Consider the following 16,329-nt stretch of genomic DNA (forward strand, 5'->3'; position numbering starts at 1 on the left):
TTTATACAGAATGTTGACAGCCAGGGGGCTATGTGGTATGCTGATTCCGGCTTTTTGTGCGAAAACAGTATGTTTTTGGGGATAAAGCTGATTTGACAGAGTAAAATTGGGGATAGACAGGGGGTATTATGAGCAGACCGCACAGTTTGACAGAGGGAAACATTCTCACATCTCTTATGGGTTTTGCGCTGCCTGTGCTGGCTGCTTTGTTTTTGCAGACCATGTATGGGGCTGTTGACATGATGATTGTGGGGCAGTTCAGCCATGCGGCGGAGGTGTCCGCGGTGTCCACGGGCAGCTGGATCATGCAGACCATAACTACGGCCATCGTAGGACTGGCTATGGGAACCACCATTCTTTTGGGCAGGAAGATTGGGGAGGGGCAGCCTGAGGAGGCTGGCCGGGTTATGGGCGCCAGCATATGGATATTTGCTGTCATCGGTCTGGCGGTGACTGCGGTCATGCAGTTTCTGGCAGTTCCCTGCACCGCATGGATGCGGGCGCCGAAAGAGGCATTTGACAGTACCGCGGTGTATGTGAAAATCTGTTCCGCGGGCTCGCTGTTTATCGTGGCCTACAATCTGCTGGGAAGCATATTCAGGGGACTGGGAAATTCCAGGCTTCCCCTCATATCCGTGTCCATTGCCTGCCTGGTGAATATCGCAGGGGACCTGTTGTTGGTTGGGGTATTCCACATGGCTTCTGCGGGAGCAGCCATAGCCACGGTGTTTGCCCAGGCGGTCAGCGTGGTGCTGTCAATCCTGATTATCAGAAAACAGAAGCTCCCCTTTGCTTTTCGCAAGGAGAGCGTTCGTTATGACAGGCAGCTGGCCGGCCGGGTGGTGAAGCTGGGTTTCCCCATTGCTTTTCAGGATGTGCTGGTGTCCATATCCTTCCTGGTTATATCAGCCATTGTCAATACCCTGGGAGTCATTCCTTCGGCCGGTGTAGGCGTGGCTGAAAAACTCTGCGGTTTTGTGCTGCTGGTGCCATCTGCCTACGGGCAGGCCATGTCGGCTTTTGTGGCCCAGAATATCGGCGCCAGGAGACCGGAACGGGCCAAACGGGCCCTTGCATATGGTATACTCACTTCTCTGGGAGTGGGCGTGTTCCTGGCGTATTTTTCATTTTTCCACGGAGATCTGCTGGCTGGTGTGTTCTCCAGGGACCGGGAGGTGGTGCTGGCGGCGGCAGATTATCTGCGGGCCTATGCCATTGACTGTCTGCTGGTATCCTTCATGTTCTGCATGACAGGTTTCTTTAACGGATGCGGAAGGACCGCCTTTGTCATGTTTCAGGGAATCGCGGGAGCCTTCGGTGTCCGCATACCGGTGTCCTATCTCATGAGCCGTCTGGTTCCGGTGTCCTTATTTAAAATCGGTCTGGCCACGCCGGCCTCCACATTGCTGCAAATCCTGCTCTGCGGCATTTATCTGAAGGTGCTGAACCGGGACCCTCTGCTGCATGGAACGGGGGAGCCTACCAGTCGCCCTCATCAGACCATATAATCCGGATGAATTTGGCCATAAGAGGGATATAGCTTATGACAAAGGACAGAAAGGCGGCTCTGAGGACCGTCTTTTTCTTTTCCTCCGGCACTGCCATGCCGACGCAGATGCCCAGGGACAGGAGACAGAATTTTAACAGTCCGATGGTCTTCCAGTCGGACTCCCAGATGTACTGGTTGGCGCAGCGAATCAGTTTTTTCATAGGTATACCTCCTTCTATTGAGCGCTTCTTACATGGTTTCTTATACTTACAGTTTAGCACATGGGATGGACGGATGGAAGGGGCTCTTGACAGGTTTGGGGAAACATGCTACCATAAAATGCAGGATTCATTATACGAAACAGAGAGCGCGCAGAACATGATGGTACTGAAAGCATACAGAAGAAGGCCCCGGCGGAACCGGGTGTTTATATATAGAAGATTTGAGACATCAGGACGGCAGAGAAATCTGCCGTCTTTTAATTTGGGAATTCATTCCGGTGCAGTGAGAAAGGACTAAAATCATGGAAAAGAAAAAAACGACGGCTAAGATTGTATTCAGTCTGGGAGAAATTTTGGTGGGAAATATGATGTACGCGGCAGCAGTGGTGCTGTTCATTGTGCCGAACGGTCTCATTACAGGAGGAACCACGGGACTGGCCCTGTTTGTGAACCATAGCCTTGGCATCCCCATCAGCCTTTTTGTCAGCGTGTTTAACGTGGCCATGTTTCTGCTGGGGGCATGGGTGCTGGGTAAACAGTTTGCCCTGACAACCGTACTCAGCACCATTATCTACCCGGTTTTGCTGGGGGTGATGGAGGGAAGCGGATTTGGCGGATTTGTGCTGGAAGAGAAGCTGGTGGCAGTGCTCTATGCGGGGCTGCTCATAGGCGGGGGGATCGGTATAGTGATGCGGGCAGGAGCCTCCACAGGGGGCATGGACATTCCTGCCCTGGTGCTTAAGAAAAAGCTGGATGTGAATGTGTCCATGACTCTGTATATCATGGACTGTGTGGTTCTGGGGCTTCAGCTGATTGAGGCTGATTCCCATGCCATTCTCTACGGTATCATACTGATTATCGTGTATACCATGGTGCTTAACCAGGTCCTTATGTCGGGAAATGCCAGAATACAGGTGAAGATTGTCAGCAGAAGGTATGAGGAGATCAACCGCCTCATAGCGGAGCGCATTGACTGCGGTACCTCCCTGCTGCATATGGAGACCGGTTATCTCCACAGGGAGCAGGAAATGATTCTGGCGGTGATTTCCAGGCGGGATCTGCCCAGGCTGAACAACCTGGTCATGGATGAAGACCCGGAGGCCTTTATGATTATCAACCAGATTAATGAGGTGAGAGGCAGGGGCTTTACCCTTAAGAGAGTATATAAGGAAGCGCGGCAGTAAAGTGCAGACAGGCCCCGCTGCAGGCGGGCCCCAGCCCTATGTTATACCGCTTACATGCTGCGAAATACCGGTATGTAGAGAAGCAGGGTGATGAACATGGCTGCCGCGCACAGCAAAATCAGTACATTGACCGTGACAAGTGACATGTGGGGGAAGAGCAGCAGTAGGAAAAGCACCACGAACAGAAGCGCGGTACAGCATTTGCCGAACCACTTGGCGCCGTTTAACTTCTTGCCTTCCCGGAGCTTGATGGCGCCCATGATTAGCATGAAGCCTTCTTTCAGCACAAACAGGACCAGAAGGAGCAGAATCAGGGGATAACGGCTCCACAGACAGAGCAGGATGGCGCCGTGGGTCAGCTTATCTGCTAGGGGGTCCAGGAATTTGCCGAACTCCGTAATCATATTGAATTTTCTGGCGATCATTCCGTCGAACATGTCTGTGATGGAGGATATGCCCATGACAATGGCAGCCCTGTAATAGTCTGCATCTGTGGATGCCTTCAGGTACAGCCACACAAACACAGGAATCATAATTAAACGGAAATACCCCATCAGGTTGGGGATGGACAAAAGCTCCTTTTTTGAGATATGCCTCATAATACAGCCCCCCTCTTTGAAAATGGCAATTATTTAATTTAATTCTACTACATTTCTTGCTAAAAGAAATATTTTTTTTTATAATAAGAGTAAATTAAATTTTCACAGGGCGGGCAGCAGAAGGAGGAAGGAAAATGGCAGAGGATTTTTTGTTGAAAATAAGAGGCGGGTATAACCAGTTTACAAAGGCGGAGAAAAAGGTGGCTGATTATATCCTGAGCAGCCCCAAGAAGGTTCTGTTCATGTCCATCACTGAGCTGGCCGAGGCCTGCGGGGTGGGGGATACCAGCGTGTTCCGCTTCTGCAAGACCATGAACTGTAAAGGCTACCAGGAATTCAAGATGCTTTTATCCCTGAGCCTTCATGAGGGAAAGCAGGGATTCGGACAGATGGAGAGCGATATCAGCCTGGAGGACTCTTTTTCCCAGGTGGCGGAGAAGGTTCTCAATTCCAATGTAAAGGCCCTTAAGGAGACTCATTCCCTGTTAAAGGAGGACGTGTTCCGGCGGGTCGTTGAGTGCTTCCATAAGGCCGGACGCATCTGCTTTTACGGAGTGGGTACCAGCATGACAACAGCCATGAAGGCAGCTGATAAATTTCTTAAGATTGAGCCAAAGGTCTACTGTTCTCCTGATTCCCATATGCAGGCCATGATGGCCTCCACCATGTCCAGGGGCGAAGTGGCTGTTATCTTTTCCTATTCCGGGGCAACCAAGGACACCATCCATGTGGCCCAGCTGGCCAGGCAGGCAGGCGCGGCCATTGTCTGTGTGACCCGGTTCATCAAGTCGCCTCTTACGGCTTACGCGGACCTGACCCTCTTGTGCGGGGCCAATGAAAGCCCGCTGCAGGCAGGCTCTTCCTCAGCGGAAATCAGCCAGCTTTTCCTGATTGACATGCTGTACACGGAATATTACAGGACATATTATGACAAGTGCAGTGTAAATAATGAAAAAACTTCCGCGTCTGTCATGGCAAAGCTGTGCTGAGAGGGGGAGCGGACGAAGCCGGCTAAAACGTGTTTTAACTTTAACATAGAAGTTCCAGGCTGCCTCCTGTAATCAGGGGACCTGCCTGGAACTTTTGTCTTAATGCCCGCTTTTGTTATGGACCGGTATGGAGGAATTGCTCGTCATAGCGCTTTTGTGCATAGTTCAGGGCATCCTCCGGCGTCATCACCTGGCTGTAGGCATTTTTCACTGCCATGCCTATGATGCTGAGGAAGCTGCGCTCGTCAAAGGGCTGGGTGGAGAATTCGGGGGTACGGCGCCCATGGGCCAGGCCGAATCCGTCCTTGGCCAGGTTCAGCCAGGGGAAGGTGTTGAGTATCTCGTAATTGTCATAGGACTTACGGCAGGGGGATACGCTGCCCAGCAGCGTGGCCGCGGAGGCCACGGGTTCGCTGCACATCCATTTGATGAAGGAAAGGGCGTCCTCCGGCCGTTTGGTATACTTGGCCACTCCCAGGGAACCGCCTCCGATAACTGGATTGCGGCCGGGCGTCAGGGCATATCCGATATTTCCCGCTACCCGGGAGGAATGGCTCAGAAGGTCTGAGGCATAGTTGCTGTAGAGGATGGCCATGGCCACATTGCCCCCTGCAAAGGTAGTGGCTGTGTTGGTCCACCAGGAACAGTACTTGGGGTCAGAGTATTCCTTCAGGGCGATGAGCTCCCTGAGGGAACCAATGGCCGCCGGGGAATTCAGGGTGACCCGGCAGTCCTCGTTATAAAGATTCTCCTGGTGGCTGAACAGTCGGGCCAGGTATTCGGAACCGGCCACGCCGGTGGATCCAAGTGTCATGGTAGCCCCGTATTCCACGGGAGAGGATGGGGTGCATGCCTTGGTGAAGAATCTGGCAATCTGGTTGAACTCTTTAAAATCCTGAGGCGGCCGGAGCTCCTGGCGGTATGTTTCGTGATACATCCTGCGGTAGATGGGGCTTTCAAACAGGTCCTTGCGGTAGTACAGCAGCTGTACGCTGGGGGTGGAGGGCAGGGCATATACCCTGCCCCTCACTATGGAATACTGGTTGATGGTCCCGTCCAGGAAGGTGTCCAGACAGCTGGAGATGCCGGGGTCAATCTGGTCCAGGGGCTGCAGAATCTTGTCCGCGAACCAGGACAGCCATGTCACGTCCAGGCGCAGCACATCAAAGACAGAATCATGATGCATATGGTTGAAGGCCTCATATATTTCCTCGTAGGAATAGATGGTGATGTTCACAGGGACACCGGTTTTTTTCGTGTAGATGCGGGACAGGTTGCGCATGGTGTAGGCGCTGGGGCTGTCCAGGGTCAGCACATTTAAGGGCTTTTTGGAGGATGGGATGAGGATATCCGCAAACCAGTCCCTGAAGCCGGAATTCTCCAGCAGCAGGTAGGGATGTCCGCTGCCCTGTCCGCTGTCCTGTCCGCTGTCCTGTCCGGTGCGCAGGTTTGGTTCCTCTGATTCTTCCGGACCGCTCTTTTCCCCCTTTTTTTCTTTTGATATATCCTGAATCAGGCACTCCGCCGCAACCTTTCCCAGCTGCCGGTAGTTAAGTTCATATTTCTGGAAATCATTTTCTGGCATGGTGAACATGGGGGATACCGTATAAATTTCTGGGCTGTCCCCGGAATAGAAGGTGTTCCATATATCCTTGACGCTCTCCGCAAAGCCGTAATTGGAAATGAAGATGGCCTGGGGGGCGGCAGCGCCGAACATCTGCATGATATTCTGCAGCTTGCGGTAGGGGTCTGTCTGGATGTGGTTTATCCGGCAGCCCGATGAACCAGCGATGCTCATAAATCCGTTGAAAAAGTCGGATTCATTGGGCAGCTGGAGACTTCCGGTGAGAAGGCACAGGCTGGAGAAGCCGCGCTCCAGCGCCCTTAAAGCCAGCTCGCTTCCTGCCCGGTGATAGTCAAAGCCTGCATAGGGGGCTGCAAAGGGAGGGCGGCGTTCCGCAAATACCACATGGTCCGCCAGCATACCCTGCTCGTCCAGATAGGGATTGGCGTCGGCAAAGGAACAGCAGGAGACTGCTGCCATGCCCTGGGCCATGGAAGAACGGACATCCTGGATGGCTGCATATTCCGCCTCCCGGTTGTCATCGCTGGTCAGATACTGGGACACGCTGTAGCCGTGATTTTCCGCATATGCCTTAAAGCTCAGATAGAAGTCTATATATTGTTTGGAACGGATGTTGGGGAGAATGACCGCAAGGGTATTGGACCTGCCCTTCCTCAGCAGCTTGGCCCGCTCATTGGGCACGTAGCCAAGGGCAGAGGCGGCGTCCATGACCTGCCGTATTTTTTCACTGCTCACATTTCCCTTGCCGTTGAGAACGTTGGAAACGGTGCCCTGGGCCACTCCGGCCGCTTTAGCAATGTCTTTGATAGTAGTCATCTGCCGGTTCTCCTTTCAAATGGTGCACCTTAAATGATGCATTCCAGGTTATATATTTGGTTCAATTCTACCATATGGCGGGCATTTTGTAAAACTGTTGCGGTTACGATTCAATAAAAACGGGAATCTGTAGATGAGACAGCTTGATAAAAATACGTTAAAATGTAAAAAATATGCAAAAAGTAGAAAAAATTCATGTAAAACCCGGTTAAAATATAGGATAAATGTGCAAAATGCCTTAAAATAATATTGACACGTTTCAAATACAATGCTATGATGAAATTACAGAACAGATGACAAATTCCCAATAGTTTAAGAGGAGGTATGTATTGTGAAAAAAACAAAAAAGATTGCAGCAGCTGTCCTGGCCATGACTATGGCAGCAGGCCTTGCCGTCACCGGATGTTCCGGAAAGGGAGGAAGTACGGACACAGACCCGGCGGCCGCAGAGCAGTCTAAGGAAACAGCTGGAAGCGCCGGCGAGTCCAAGGATGACGCAGCTAAGGCTGACGACGGCGCACTTCACCTTACATTTTATTACCCGGTTAATGTAGGCGGTTCCGCAGCGCAGCTGATTGAAAAAATATGTGCGGATTTTAATGCAGAGAACCCTGATATTTTCGTGGAGCCTGTCTATACAGGCAATTATGACGATACCGTGACAAAGATTCAGACAGCCATGCAGGGCGGAACGCCTCCGGATGTGTTTGTAAGTCTTGCAACCCAGCGTTTCACCATGGCATCCACAGGCATGGCCATGCCTCTTGACGAACTGATTGAGGCTGACGGGGATGAGGGAAAAGCTTATATTGATGATTTCCTTCCGGGCTTCATGGAAGATTCCTATGTGGACGGAAAAATTTACTCCATACCATTCCAGAGAAGCACCATGGTGCTGTATTATAACAAGGATGCCTTCAAGGAAGTGGGCCTGGATCCGGAAGCGCCTCCTACCACCTGGGAGGAACTGGCTGAATACGGCCAGAAGCTGACAAATGACGGCCGCTATGGAGTGGGAATCGCGCTGAATTCCGGTTCCGCACAGTGGGCATTTACGGGCTTCTGCTTACAGAACAGCACCGACGGACAGAACCTGATGAGCGAAGACGGCAAGAGTGTATATTTCAATACACCGGAGAATGTGGAGGCGCTTCAGTTCTGGCTGGATCTCCAGAATGAGTATAAATGCATGGCAGAGGGAATCGTACAGTGGACCGACCTGCCCACACAGTTCCTTGCAGGTGAAGTGGCCATGATTTACCACACCACCGGCAACATGGCCAATATCCACGACAACGCGGACTTTGATTTCGGAACAGCCTTCCTTCCTGCCCATAAGAGAGTGGGCGCGCCAACAGGAGGCGGCAACTTCTATATCTCCAGCAATATTTCCGAGGACAGGGTGCAAGCTGCATGGAAGTTCATCAAGTTTGCCACCTCTACGGACAGAGCGGCACAGTGGAGCCTGGATACAGGTTATGTGGCTACAAGACAGTCATGCTTTGACACGGATCTGATTAAGGATTATTACGCAGAGGTTCCCCAGGCATCTGTTGCTTACGAGCAGCTGCCGTACGCAAAGCCTGAGCTTACTACATACAATGCGGCAGAAATCTGGAGAGTGTTAAATGACAATATCCAGGCAGCCGTGGTTGGCGATATGTCTGCCCAGGAAGCGCTGGACGCTGCCCAGGAGCAGGCAGAGGAAGTTTTGTCAGAGTACCAATAGAACGGATGAAACGTAAATGTAATACCTGTTAGGAAACAATAAGGCGCTGTGGCCCGGTACCATGCGCGGCAAAGGCAAGACCTTTGCTGCGCAGCCGGGCATATACAGCGCCTTAAGAGACCGGGGCGTGTCACAGGCCGCGGCACGGCAGGCGGAATATGAAAAGGCTGGTGAGAGGATGAAAACCAAGACAAAGAAGCAGCGTGAAATCAGGAATAATGCGACAGCCTGGGCCCTGATGGCCCCGGCGCTTATATTTATGCTGGCATTTACAGTGTTCCCTATATTCAGGAGCCTGTATCTAAGCCTTTCAAAGTACAAGCTTGGTATGGACGGCGCCGAGTTCATCGGCCTTGAGAATTATGTGAAGCTGGCCGGTTCCAAGCTGTTCTGGAAGGTAATGAAAAATACCATTGTATTCGCCCTTATGACGGTGATTCCCAGTATGGCGGTGGGCCTTGGCCTGGCGGTTCTGGTAAACCGCAAGGGCAAGCGGGTGGGATTCATCCGCACGGCCTATTTCTACCCGGTGGTTATGCCCATGATTGCCATTGCCAGCGTGTGGATGTTCATTTATATGGCAAAGAACGGTCTTTTTGACCAGCTGTTAATCGCCATCGGCTTAAAGCCCATGAATGTGCTGTCCAGCAAGAGTACGGTGCTTCCGGCCATGGCGGTGATGTATGTCTGGAAGGAGGCGGGATACCTGATGGTGTTCTTCCTGTCCGGCATCCAGAGTATATCCGATGAGGTGATGGAGGCTGCCAGGATTGACGGGGCAGGCAACTGGACCGTGTTCAGGCGCATCACCATGCCCCTGCTGGCGCCCACATTCCTGTTTGTATCCACGATTGCCTTTACCAACTGCTTTAAGCTGGTGGACCATGTGGTCATCATGACAGAGGGAGCGCCCAACAATGCAAGTACCCTGCTTCTGTACTATATTTACCAGCAGGGCTTTACAAACTTCAACTACGGCGTATCATCGGCCCTGACCGTAATCATGCTGGGACTTCTGCTTGTGGTGTCCCTGCCCAGATTCATCAGCCAGGATAAGAAGATACATTACAATTAAAGGAGGGAGCCGGTATGAAACAAGTTAAAAGTACTGCAATTTCTGTTTTCGCCCTGGCCCTGGCGCTTATGTGGCTGGCTCCTCTGGTCTGGCTGGTGGGAACCGCCTTCAGCGAGCCTACCTTTCATATGACCTTTCTTCCCAACAGCCGTTTTACCTTTGGGAATCTGTCTTATGTGTGGAATGCCATTCCCTTTGCCCGGTATTACCTGAATACGCTGATACTGGTGGTGGTGACCTTCTGCGTACAGTTTGTCACATCCACTCTGGCTGCCTATGCGCTGGCTGTCATGGATTTTAAGGGACAGACCCTGGTGTTTGCCGTTATTTTCATGCAGATCATCATTCCAAATGACGTTCTCATCACACCTAACTTTATGACACTGGCTGACCTGGGACTGACCGATACAAAGGTGGGCATCATGCTGCCGTTCTTTGGAAGCGCCCTGGCTATTTTCCTGCTGAGGCAGCATTTTAAATCCATTCCAAAGGCCCTGGCTGAGGCGGCCAGAATTGACGGCGCCAACACCTGGCAGACCATCTGGAGGGTGTACATGCCCTGCGCAAAGCCTGCCTATATGTCCTTTGCAGTTATTTCCGTCAGCTACCACTGGAATAACTACCTGTGGCCTCTGATTGTGACCAACTCGCCATCCAACCGCACACTGACCGTAGGCCTGGCTATCTTTGCAAAGTCCAAAGAGGCCAACATGCAGTGGGCCAATGTCTGCGCGGCCACCTTTATCATTATCCTGCCGCTGCTCATCGCGTTCTTCTTCCTGCAGAAGCAGTTTATGAACAGCTTTGTCAGCGCCGGAATCAAAGAGTGATTAGGGATATGAAACCAGTTATGAGAGGAGAAGTGTTATGAAACTGCATTTTTTCGGATGCGGCAGCGCCTTTAATCCTGCAATGGGAAATACATCTGCCTGGTTTGAGATGGACGGATGCCTGTTCCTGGTGGACTGCGGCGAGACAGTATATGAGCTTCTGATGAAGCGCAGCGATCTCAGGGAATACAGGCAGATATATGTGCTGCTGACCCATCTTCACGCGGACCATGTGGGAAGCCTTGGGTCCCTGATTTCTTACAATTACTGTATCCTGGGAAGAAAAATCTGCGTTATCCACCCCAGGGCCACCGTGGTGGAGCTTCTGCGGCTTATGGGCATCAAGGATGAATTTTACAATTATTACCAGGAACTTCCGGAGGACGTGGGCTGTCTTAGGGCTGAACCGGTGCCGGTGGAGCATGCGGACAATATGGACTGCTTCGGGTACATTCTGGAGGCAGAGGGGATGAGGATTTATTACAGCGGTGATTCCGCACGGATGCCGGAGCGGATTGCCGGCATGCTTAAGGACGGGAAGCTGGACGCCGTTTACCACGATACGTCCCTCCACAATCCGCCAAGCCCCAGCCACTGCTACGTAGGTGTACTGGAGGAGACGGTGCCGGAGCAGCTGAGGCACAAAGTATACTGTATGCACCTGGACGGGGAGTGCAGGGACATGCTGGAGTCCAGGGGATTCCGGGTGGCCGAGGTTGGCTGATGGGATATGGCCGGCGCAACGGGATAGCCGGATGATGTATGACTGATGTTGAATAAATGAGATGTTGCTGAGTGTGAGAATGCCCCGGCAGAGGATGGATGATTCCTTTGCCGGGGATTTTTTGTTTAAAGAATCCCTGGGGGGCGGCAGGGAAAGGGAATCCGGCAGAACAGACGAGTCGGACGGTAGTTTATGGTAAAATAAGGTAAATATCTTCGTATTACACAAACATCTAAAAACACCCCACAAAATATAAAAATCACCTCATTGAAACACAACTGTGCATAATGTATGATTGATGTGTAGAAAATAATCACTGATTGTATAAAATGTATAATCCGTGATTGAGCCGCTGCACTAAGCTCGAAAAGACCTCGCTAAGTGCCAGCGACATGTATCGCACGTAAGCACCTGAAAGACAGGTGCTAAGTGCTCATAACAAGCCGCTGCACTAAGCTCGAACGAACTTTACTAAGTGCCAGCGACATGTATCGCACCTAAGCGCCTGAAAGACAGGTGCTAAGTGCTCATAACAAGGAGGAGAAGGGATGAAACGAAGATTAGCATTACTACTTGCAGCTGCAACAACAATTTCTCTGATGGGGTGCGCCACTTCCAACCAGAAGGCGGCAGAGACAACTACGGCCGCTCAGACACAGGAGGCCAAAGCGGAGACGGAGAAGGCGGAGACAACAGAGGAGGCTAAGACGGCAGAGAGTGAAAAAGCTGAGCCGGAAACAGGAGGGTATGCTGTCCAGCCGCGCTCCATCAAAGACAGGACGCTTAAGGTGGGTCTGATTCCCGTAACCATGAACACGGCCTACACCATGACCATTAATGGGGCCAAGAAACAGATTGAGGACAAGGGGCTGGATATAGAACTGCTGGTACAGGCTCCGGCCAGCAATACAAGCACTATTACGGAACAGGGCAATATCATGGAGAGCATGATACAGCAGGGCGTGGATGCCATTGCGCTGGCAACCGAAAGTGACAATTCCATGCTTCCATATCTGAGGGCAGCGGCAGAAGCAGATATTCCGGTATTCCTGTTCAATATGACAGAGCTGGACAAGGACAATATTTACTATGTTTCCAGCATTGGTTATGACCAGTACAATGCAGGCCTGGAAATCGGCAAATATGTGGCAGAGCACTACGGGGACAAAGAAGTGAAGCTGGCAATACTGGAAGGCTATGCAGGAATTGTAAATACTATGAGAATCGACGGCTTTAAGGCGGGTATACAGGGTAAGGATAATATACAGATCGTAGCTTCCCAGACAGCTGACTGGACAAGGGAGAAAGGACAGAGCGTCACCGAGAGTATACTTACCTCTAATCCGGACATTAATCTGATTTTCGGCGATTACGATGAGATGGTGCTTGGCGGTCTGGTGTCTATCAAAGAAAGAGGTTTGTTAGATCAGATTGATACCATTGGATACGGATGCACCAAGGACGGTGTGGCGGCGATTGAGAACAATGAGATGACTGCTACTATTGATGTGGGCGAATACGGCACAGGCATTGATATCATCGACGCCGTGAATGATTTCTGCATCGAGGGCAAGAGTGTGGAAAAGGTAATCAACCGGCCTTCCAAGGTATATGACAAGAACAACATAGGTGAGCTGGACCGGGTGATATTTGAATAATGACGGACTCATGGGCACAGCGGAAATGAATGCTGTGCCTGTCTTATATCAGGAGGAATCTGTATGGGGAATAAAAGAATGTTTATTATACCGGGCGGTATGATTGAATGCGACCTGGCTAATATGGTGGCTATGCCCGCGCTGGCAGATGCAGACAACAGGGAAACCGTGAGCCGCTGGGTAAAATCACCTGTTTATTATGTGCTCATAGAAAATGAGGAGGGACCGGTCCTGTTCGACACAGGATGCCATCCCAAGGCTATGACAGACCGATGGGACATGGGAAACAGGAAACGGACTCCGGTGGCCCTGGAGGAGAGCCATTTTGTGGTAAATGCCCTTCTGGGGCTGGGATACAGGCCGGATGATATTCCATGGGTTGTGGTATCCCATCTCCATGAGGACCACGCAGGGGGCCTCGAGTTTTTTAAAAAGTCACGGATTCTGGTAAGTGACCAGGAATTTACCCAGACCATGCGCATGTACGGATTGGGAAGGACCTCAGGCGGTTACATAAAAAAGGATATTGAAGCCTGGCTGGCAGCAGACCTTAACTGGGAAACCATGGATGAGGAGGAAGCGGAACTGTATCCGGGCATCCGTGTACTGAATTTCGGACCAGGCCATGCATACGGAATGATGGGATTACTGGTGACTCTGCCGGGAAGCGGCAATTATATAGTGGCATCAGACGCTGTCAATACTGCAATGAATTATGGTCCTCCTATGCAGTATCCGGGGCTGGCCTATGATACAAGGGGATTTGAGCGGACCATTGACCGCATCCGGAAGCTGGAAAACAGATATCATGCCCAGGTTCTCTTCAGCCATGATATAGACCAGTACGAAACATACCGGAAAGCGCCTTTGGAGTGGTATGAATAGTAAGAGTGAGGTGGATGGATGTTTTCAGAAGAAGATGTTGTTTTAAAAATGGAAGGTATCTATAAAGCTTTCGGAAGTGTGAGGGTTCTGGAGGGTGTGGATTTGACCCTTCACAGGGGTGAGGTGTTAGGGCTTATCGGTGAAAACGGGGCAGGAAAATCTACTCTGATAAAGATACTCTGCGGAATCCACAGAATGGATAAGGGTTCCATTGTTCTGAGCGGAAAAAAGGTGGATATCCTAAATGCATCCCATGCCCAGAAATTGGGAATTAGTACTATATATCAGGAATTAAGCGTGATGCCGGACCTGAACGCAGTGCAGAACATATTCCTCAACCGGGAGCTGACGCCGCAGAGGACTCTGGTATCGCGCCTGAAGCAAAAGCAGATGAAGGAGATAGCGGGCAGGGTTCTGAGGGACAGCCTGAATGTGGACTTGGACTTGGACAGACCTCTGCGCTATCTGCCCCTGGCCCAGAAGCAGATGGTGGAGATAGCCAGAACCGTGTACGCTGATGCGCAGATCATTATCATGGATGAACCCACTGCAGCCCTGGAGGCCAACGACAGGGAACAGCTGTTTAAGGTTATCAGGCGGCTTAAGGAAGGAGGGCACTCCATCATATTTATTTCCCATCACCTGGATGAGCTGATGGAAATATGTGACAGAGTCAGCGTGCTGAGAGACGGTCAGAAAGTCTCGGAAGGGTATGTGAAGGATTATACGGTGGACCGCATCATATCAGCCATGGTGGGAAAGGAACTGAAAAACCAGTACCCTAAGACAAAGGTTCCCATAGGGGAGACCTTGCTGGAGGTGAAGGGACTCACTAAAAAGAGTACCTTTGAGGACATTTCCTTTGAACTACACAAGGGGGAAATTTTAGGGCTTGCCGGCCTGGAAGGATGCGGTAAGAACGAAGTCATAAGAGCTGTGTTCGGGGCTGCGGTCTATGACAGCGGCACAGTGAAGATACATGGGAACAGCCTGGAGTCAGGCGGAGTCAGGAAAGCAATGGATGCAGGGATTGCGTTTGTGCCGGCGGAGCGGAAGGTGGACGGCCTTTTCCTGAAGCAGGACATAGCGTGGAACATGACCATTGCCTCCCTGAAGCAGATTTCCAGGGGCAGGACCCTGGCACGCCGGCTGGAGGACAGGGTTTCTGCGGATTATATGGAAAGGATGCGCGTCAAGGCAAAGGGAATCCGGCAGGGCATAAGCGCATTGAGCGGAGGAAACCAGCAGAAGGTGATGTTAGCCAGGTGGATGATGATGGGAGGGGACGTATTCCTTCTGGAGGAACCTACCAGAGGAATTGATGTGAATGCAAAGACAGAGGTCTATGAAGCCATCGGTGAATGTGTGAAGTCCGGAAAAGGCGTTGTCATTGTGTCCTCAGAGGAAGAGGAGGTCCTGGGCATCTGTGATAAAATCCTGGTGATGAAACAGGGAAGGGTAACCAGGGTTATGGATGCAAAATCAGCCACAACGGAAGAAATCAAGCATTACTCCGTGTAGCTGTATTTGATTGTAAATCTTATATCTGATATAATGGAGGGCATATGAAAAGTAAAGCATTAAAAAATGTACTCAATGTAAACGGGGTAGGAATCATAGGCATGTATCTGGTGGTGTTCATCGGACTCAGCATTGCATGTCCCAATTTCCTGAAATTCTCCAATATCATGATTGGAATACGGCAGGCGGTTTACACGGCTATCGTGGCCTTTGCAATGACCTTTGTCATCTCGCTGGGAGGAATCGACCTGTCCGTCGGATCCACGGTAGGAATCAGCGGTATGGTCCTGGCTGCCATGATACTGGGCGGTTACAATATTTATCTGGCGATAGGCGTGGTAATCCTGTTAGGGGCATTCATCGGCCTGGTTAACGGCCTTCTGGTGACCAAGCTCAGGATTGCGTACTTTATCGCTACCCTTGGAACCATGAGCATACTGAGGGGCCTGATTTATGTGTATACAAAAGGAATACCGCTCTACGGTCTCAAGTATCCGGAAATCCAGTTTGTGGGTCAGGGATATATCGGGGTCATTCCGTTTCCAATTATTCTCACCCTGATTATCCTATTGGTGTGTTATTATCTTTTCTATAAGACAAAGTTTGGAAGATACACAGTTTCCATTGGAAGCAATGAGGACGCAGCCAAGCTGGTGGGAATCAATGTGGATAAAATAAAGATTCTTGTTTTCATGCTGAGCGGGGTGCTCTGCGCCATTGTTGGCGTGATACTGGCATCCAGGAGCGAGGCCGCTGTACCGGAGGCCGGAAATGCGTATGAAATGGACGCCATTGCAGCTACTGTCATTGGCGGGACCAGCATGTCGGGAGGAAAGGGGAATATGGTGGGCACTGCCTTTGGGGCGATTCTCATGGCAACCATTAAAAATGGTCTGAGCCTGCTGAATGTTAATACCTTCTGGCATCAGGTGGTCATCGGTATCTTCATCCTGTTTGCAGTGGCGCTGGATGGATATGCATCCACCCGGGCGGCCAGGAATGGATAATAGTCTGGGGAGGGACG

General features: G+C 51.1%; 14 protein-coding genes. 11 read left to right on the forward strand and 3 right to left on the reverse strand.

Annotated elements, in window-relative coordinates; translation table 11 throughout:
- The first annotated feature begins 128 nt into the window (after window positions 1-128).
- Window positions 129-1,508 carry an MATE family efflux transporter gene (locus CGC65_RS03965; protein WP_002568219.1) on the forward strand — a complete coding sequence of 460 codons (1,380 nt, stop codon included), beginning with the start codon at window positions 129-131 and terminating at the stop codon, window positions 1,506-1,508.
- Here the strand turns inward: CGC65_RS03965 and CGC65_RS03970 are convergent.
- Window positions 1,480-1,710, reverse strand: coding sequence for a hypothetical protein (locus CGC65_RS03970; RefSeq protein WP_002568218.1), 231 nt, complete (start codon window positions 1,708-1,710; stop codon window positions 1,480-1,482). The two genes, CGC65_RS03965 and CGC65_RS03970, sit on opposite strands and share 29 nt — an antisense overlap.
- A 302-nt stretch (window positions 1,711-2,012) precedes the next feature.
- On the opposite strand from CGC65_RS03970, the gene CGC65_RS03980 reads away from it, so the two are divergent.
- Window positions 2,013-2,894: a YitT family protein gene (locus CGC65_RS03980; protein ID WP_002568217.1), complete on the forward strand. Its 882-nt coding sequence runs from the start codon at window positions 2,013-2,015 to the stop codon at window positions 2,892-2,894.
- A gap of 50 nt (window positions 2,895-2,944) precedes the next feature.
- On the opposite strand, the gene CGC65_RS03985 is transcribed toward CGC65_RS03980, so the two are convergent.
- Window positions 2,945-3,493: a CDP-alcohol phosphatidyltransferase family protein gene (locus CGC65_RS03985; protein ID WP_002568216.1), complete on the reverse strand. Its 549-nt coding sequence runs from the start codon at window positions 3,491-3,493 to the stop codon at window positions 2,945-2,947.
- Window positions 3,494-3,627: 134 nt separating this feature from the next.
- Here CGC65_RS03985 and CGC65_RS03990 point away from each other — a divergent pair, with 134 nt between their 5' ends.
- Complete coding sequence (locus tag CGC65_RS03990) at window positions 3,628-4,482, forward strand: MurR/RpiR family transcriptional regulator (RefSeq protein WP_002568215.1); 855 nt, start codon at window positions 3,628-3,630, stop codon at window positions 4,480-4,482.
- A gap of 115 nt (window positions 4,483-4,597) precedes the next feature.
- On the opposite strand, the gene CGC65_RS03995 is transcribed toward CGC65_RS03990, so the two are convergent.
- A complete protein-coding gene (locus tag CGC65_RS03995; RefSeq protein WP_002568214.1) occupies window positions 4,598-6,883 on the reverse strand; it encodes an extracellular solute-binding protein in 2,286 nt (761 codons plus the stop codon).
- Between the two features lie 331 nt (window positions 6,884-7,214).
- Here CGC65_RS03995 and CGC65_RS04000 point away from each other — a divergent pair, with 331 nt between their 5' ends.
- The 8 genes from CGC65_RS04000 (at window position 7,215) to CGC65_RS04035 (ending at window position 16,312) form a co-directional block, all read left to right on the forward strand.
- Window positions 7,215-8,612: an ABC transporter substrate-binding protein gene (locus tag CGC65_RS04000; protein ID WP_002568213.1), complete on the forward strand. Its 1,398-nt coding sequence runs from the start codon at window positions 7,215-7,217 to the stop codon at window positions 8,610-8,612.
- A 61-nt stretch (window positions 8,613-8,673) separates the two neighbouring features.
- Window positions 8,674-9,687: a carbohydrate ABC transporter permease gene (locus tag CGC65_RS04005; RefSeq protein WP_002568212.1), complete on the forward strand. Its 1,014-nt coding sequence runs from the start codon at window positions 8,674-8,676 to the stop codon at window positions 9,685-9,687.
- Between the two features lie 14 nt (window positions 9,688-9,701).
- Complete coding sequence (locus CGC65_RS04010; RefSeq protein WP_002568211.1) at window positions 9,702-10,517, forward strand: carbohydrate ABC transporter permease; 816 nt, start codon at window positions 9,702-9,704, stop codon at window positions 10,515-10,517.
- A 37-nt stretch (window positions 10,518-10,554) separates the two neighbouring features.
- Window positions 10,555-11,241 (forward strand): MBL fold metallo-hydrolase, encoded by a 687-nt coding sequence (locus CGC65_RS04015; protein WP_002568210.1) that lies wholly within the window; start codon window positions 10,555-10,557, stop codon window positions 11,239-11,241.
- Window positions 11,242-11,789: 548 nt separating this feature from the next.
- The gene (locus tag CGC65_RS04020; protein ID WP_002568209.1) at window positions 11,790-12,899 is read left to right on the forward strand and encodes a sugar ABC transporter substrate-binding protein; all 1,110 of its coding nucleotides are present in this window, start codon (window positions 11,790-11,792) and stop codon (window positions 12,897-12,899) included.
- Between the two features lie 63 nt (window positions 12,900-12,962).
- The gene (locus CGC65_RS04025; RefSeq protein WP_002568208.1) at window positions 12,963-13,784 is read left to right on the forward strand and encodes an N-acyl homoserine lactonase family protein; all 822 of its coding nucleotides are present in this window, start codon (window positions 12,963-12,965) and stop codon (window positions 13,782-13,784) included.
- Between the two features lie 18 nt (window positions 13,785-13,802).
- Entirely contained in the window at window positions 13,803-15,305 is a 1,503-nt protein-coding gene (locus tag CGC65_RS04030) for a sugar ABC transporter ATP-binding protein (protein WP_002568207.1), read from the forward strand.
- Between the two features lie 44 nt (window positions 15,306-15,349).
- Complete coding sequence (locus tag CGC65_RS04035) at window positions 15,350-16,312, forward strand: ABC transporter permease (RefSeq protein WP_002568206.1); 963 nt, start codon at window positions 15,350-15,352, stop codon at window positions 16,310-16,312.
- The last annotated feature ends 17 nt before the right edge of the window (window positions 16,313-16,329 follow it).

The organism is Enterocloster bolteae (assembly GCF_002234575.2).
GTDB classification, from domain to species: Bacteria; Bacillota; Clostridia; order Lachnospirales; family Lachnospiraceae; genus Enterocloster; species Enterocloster bolteae.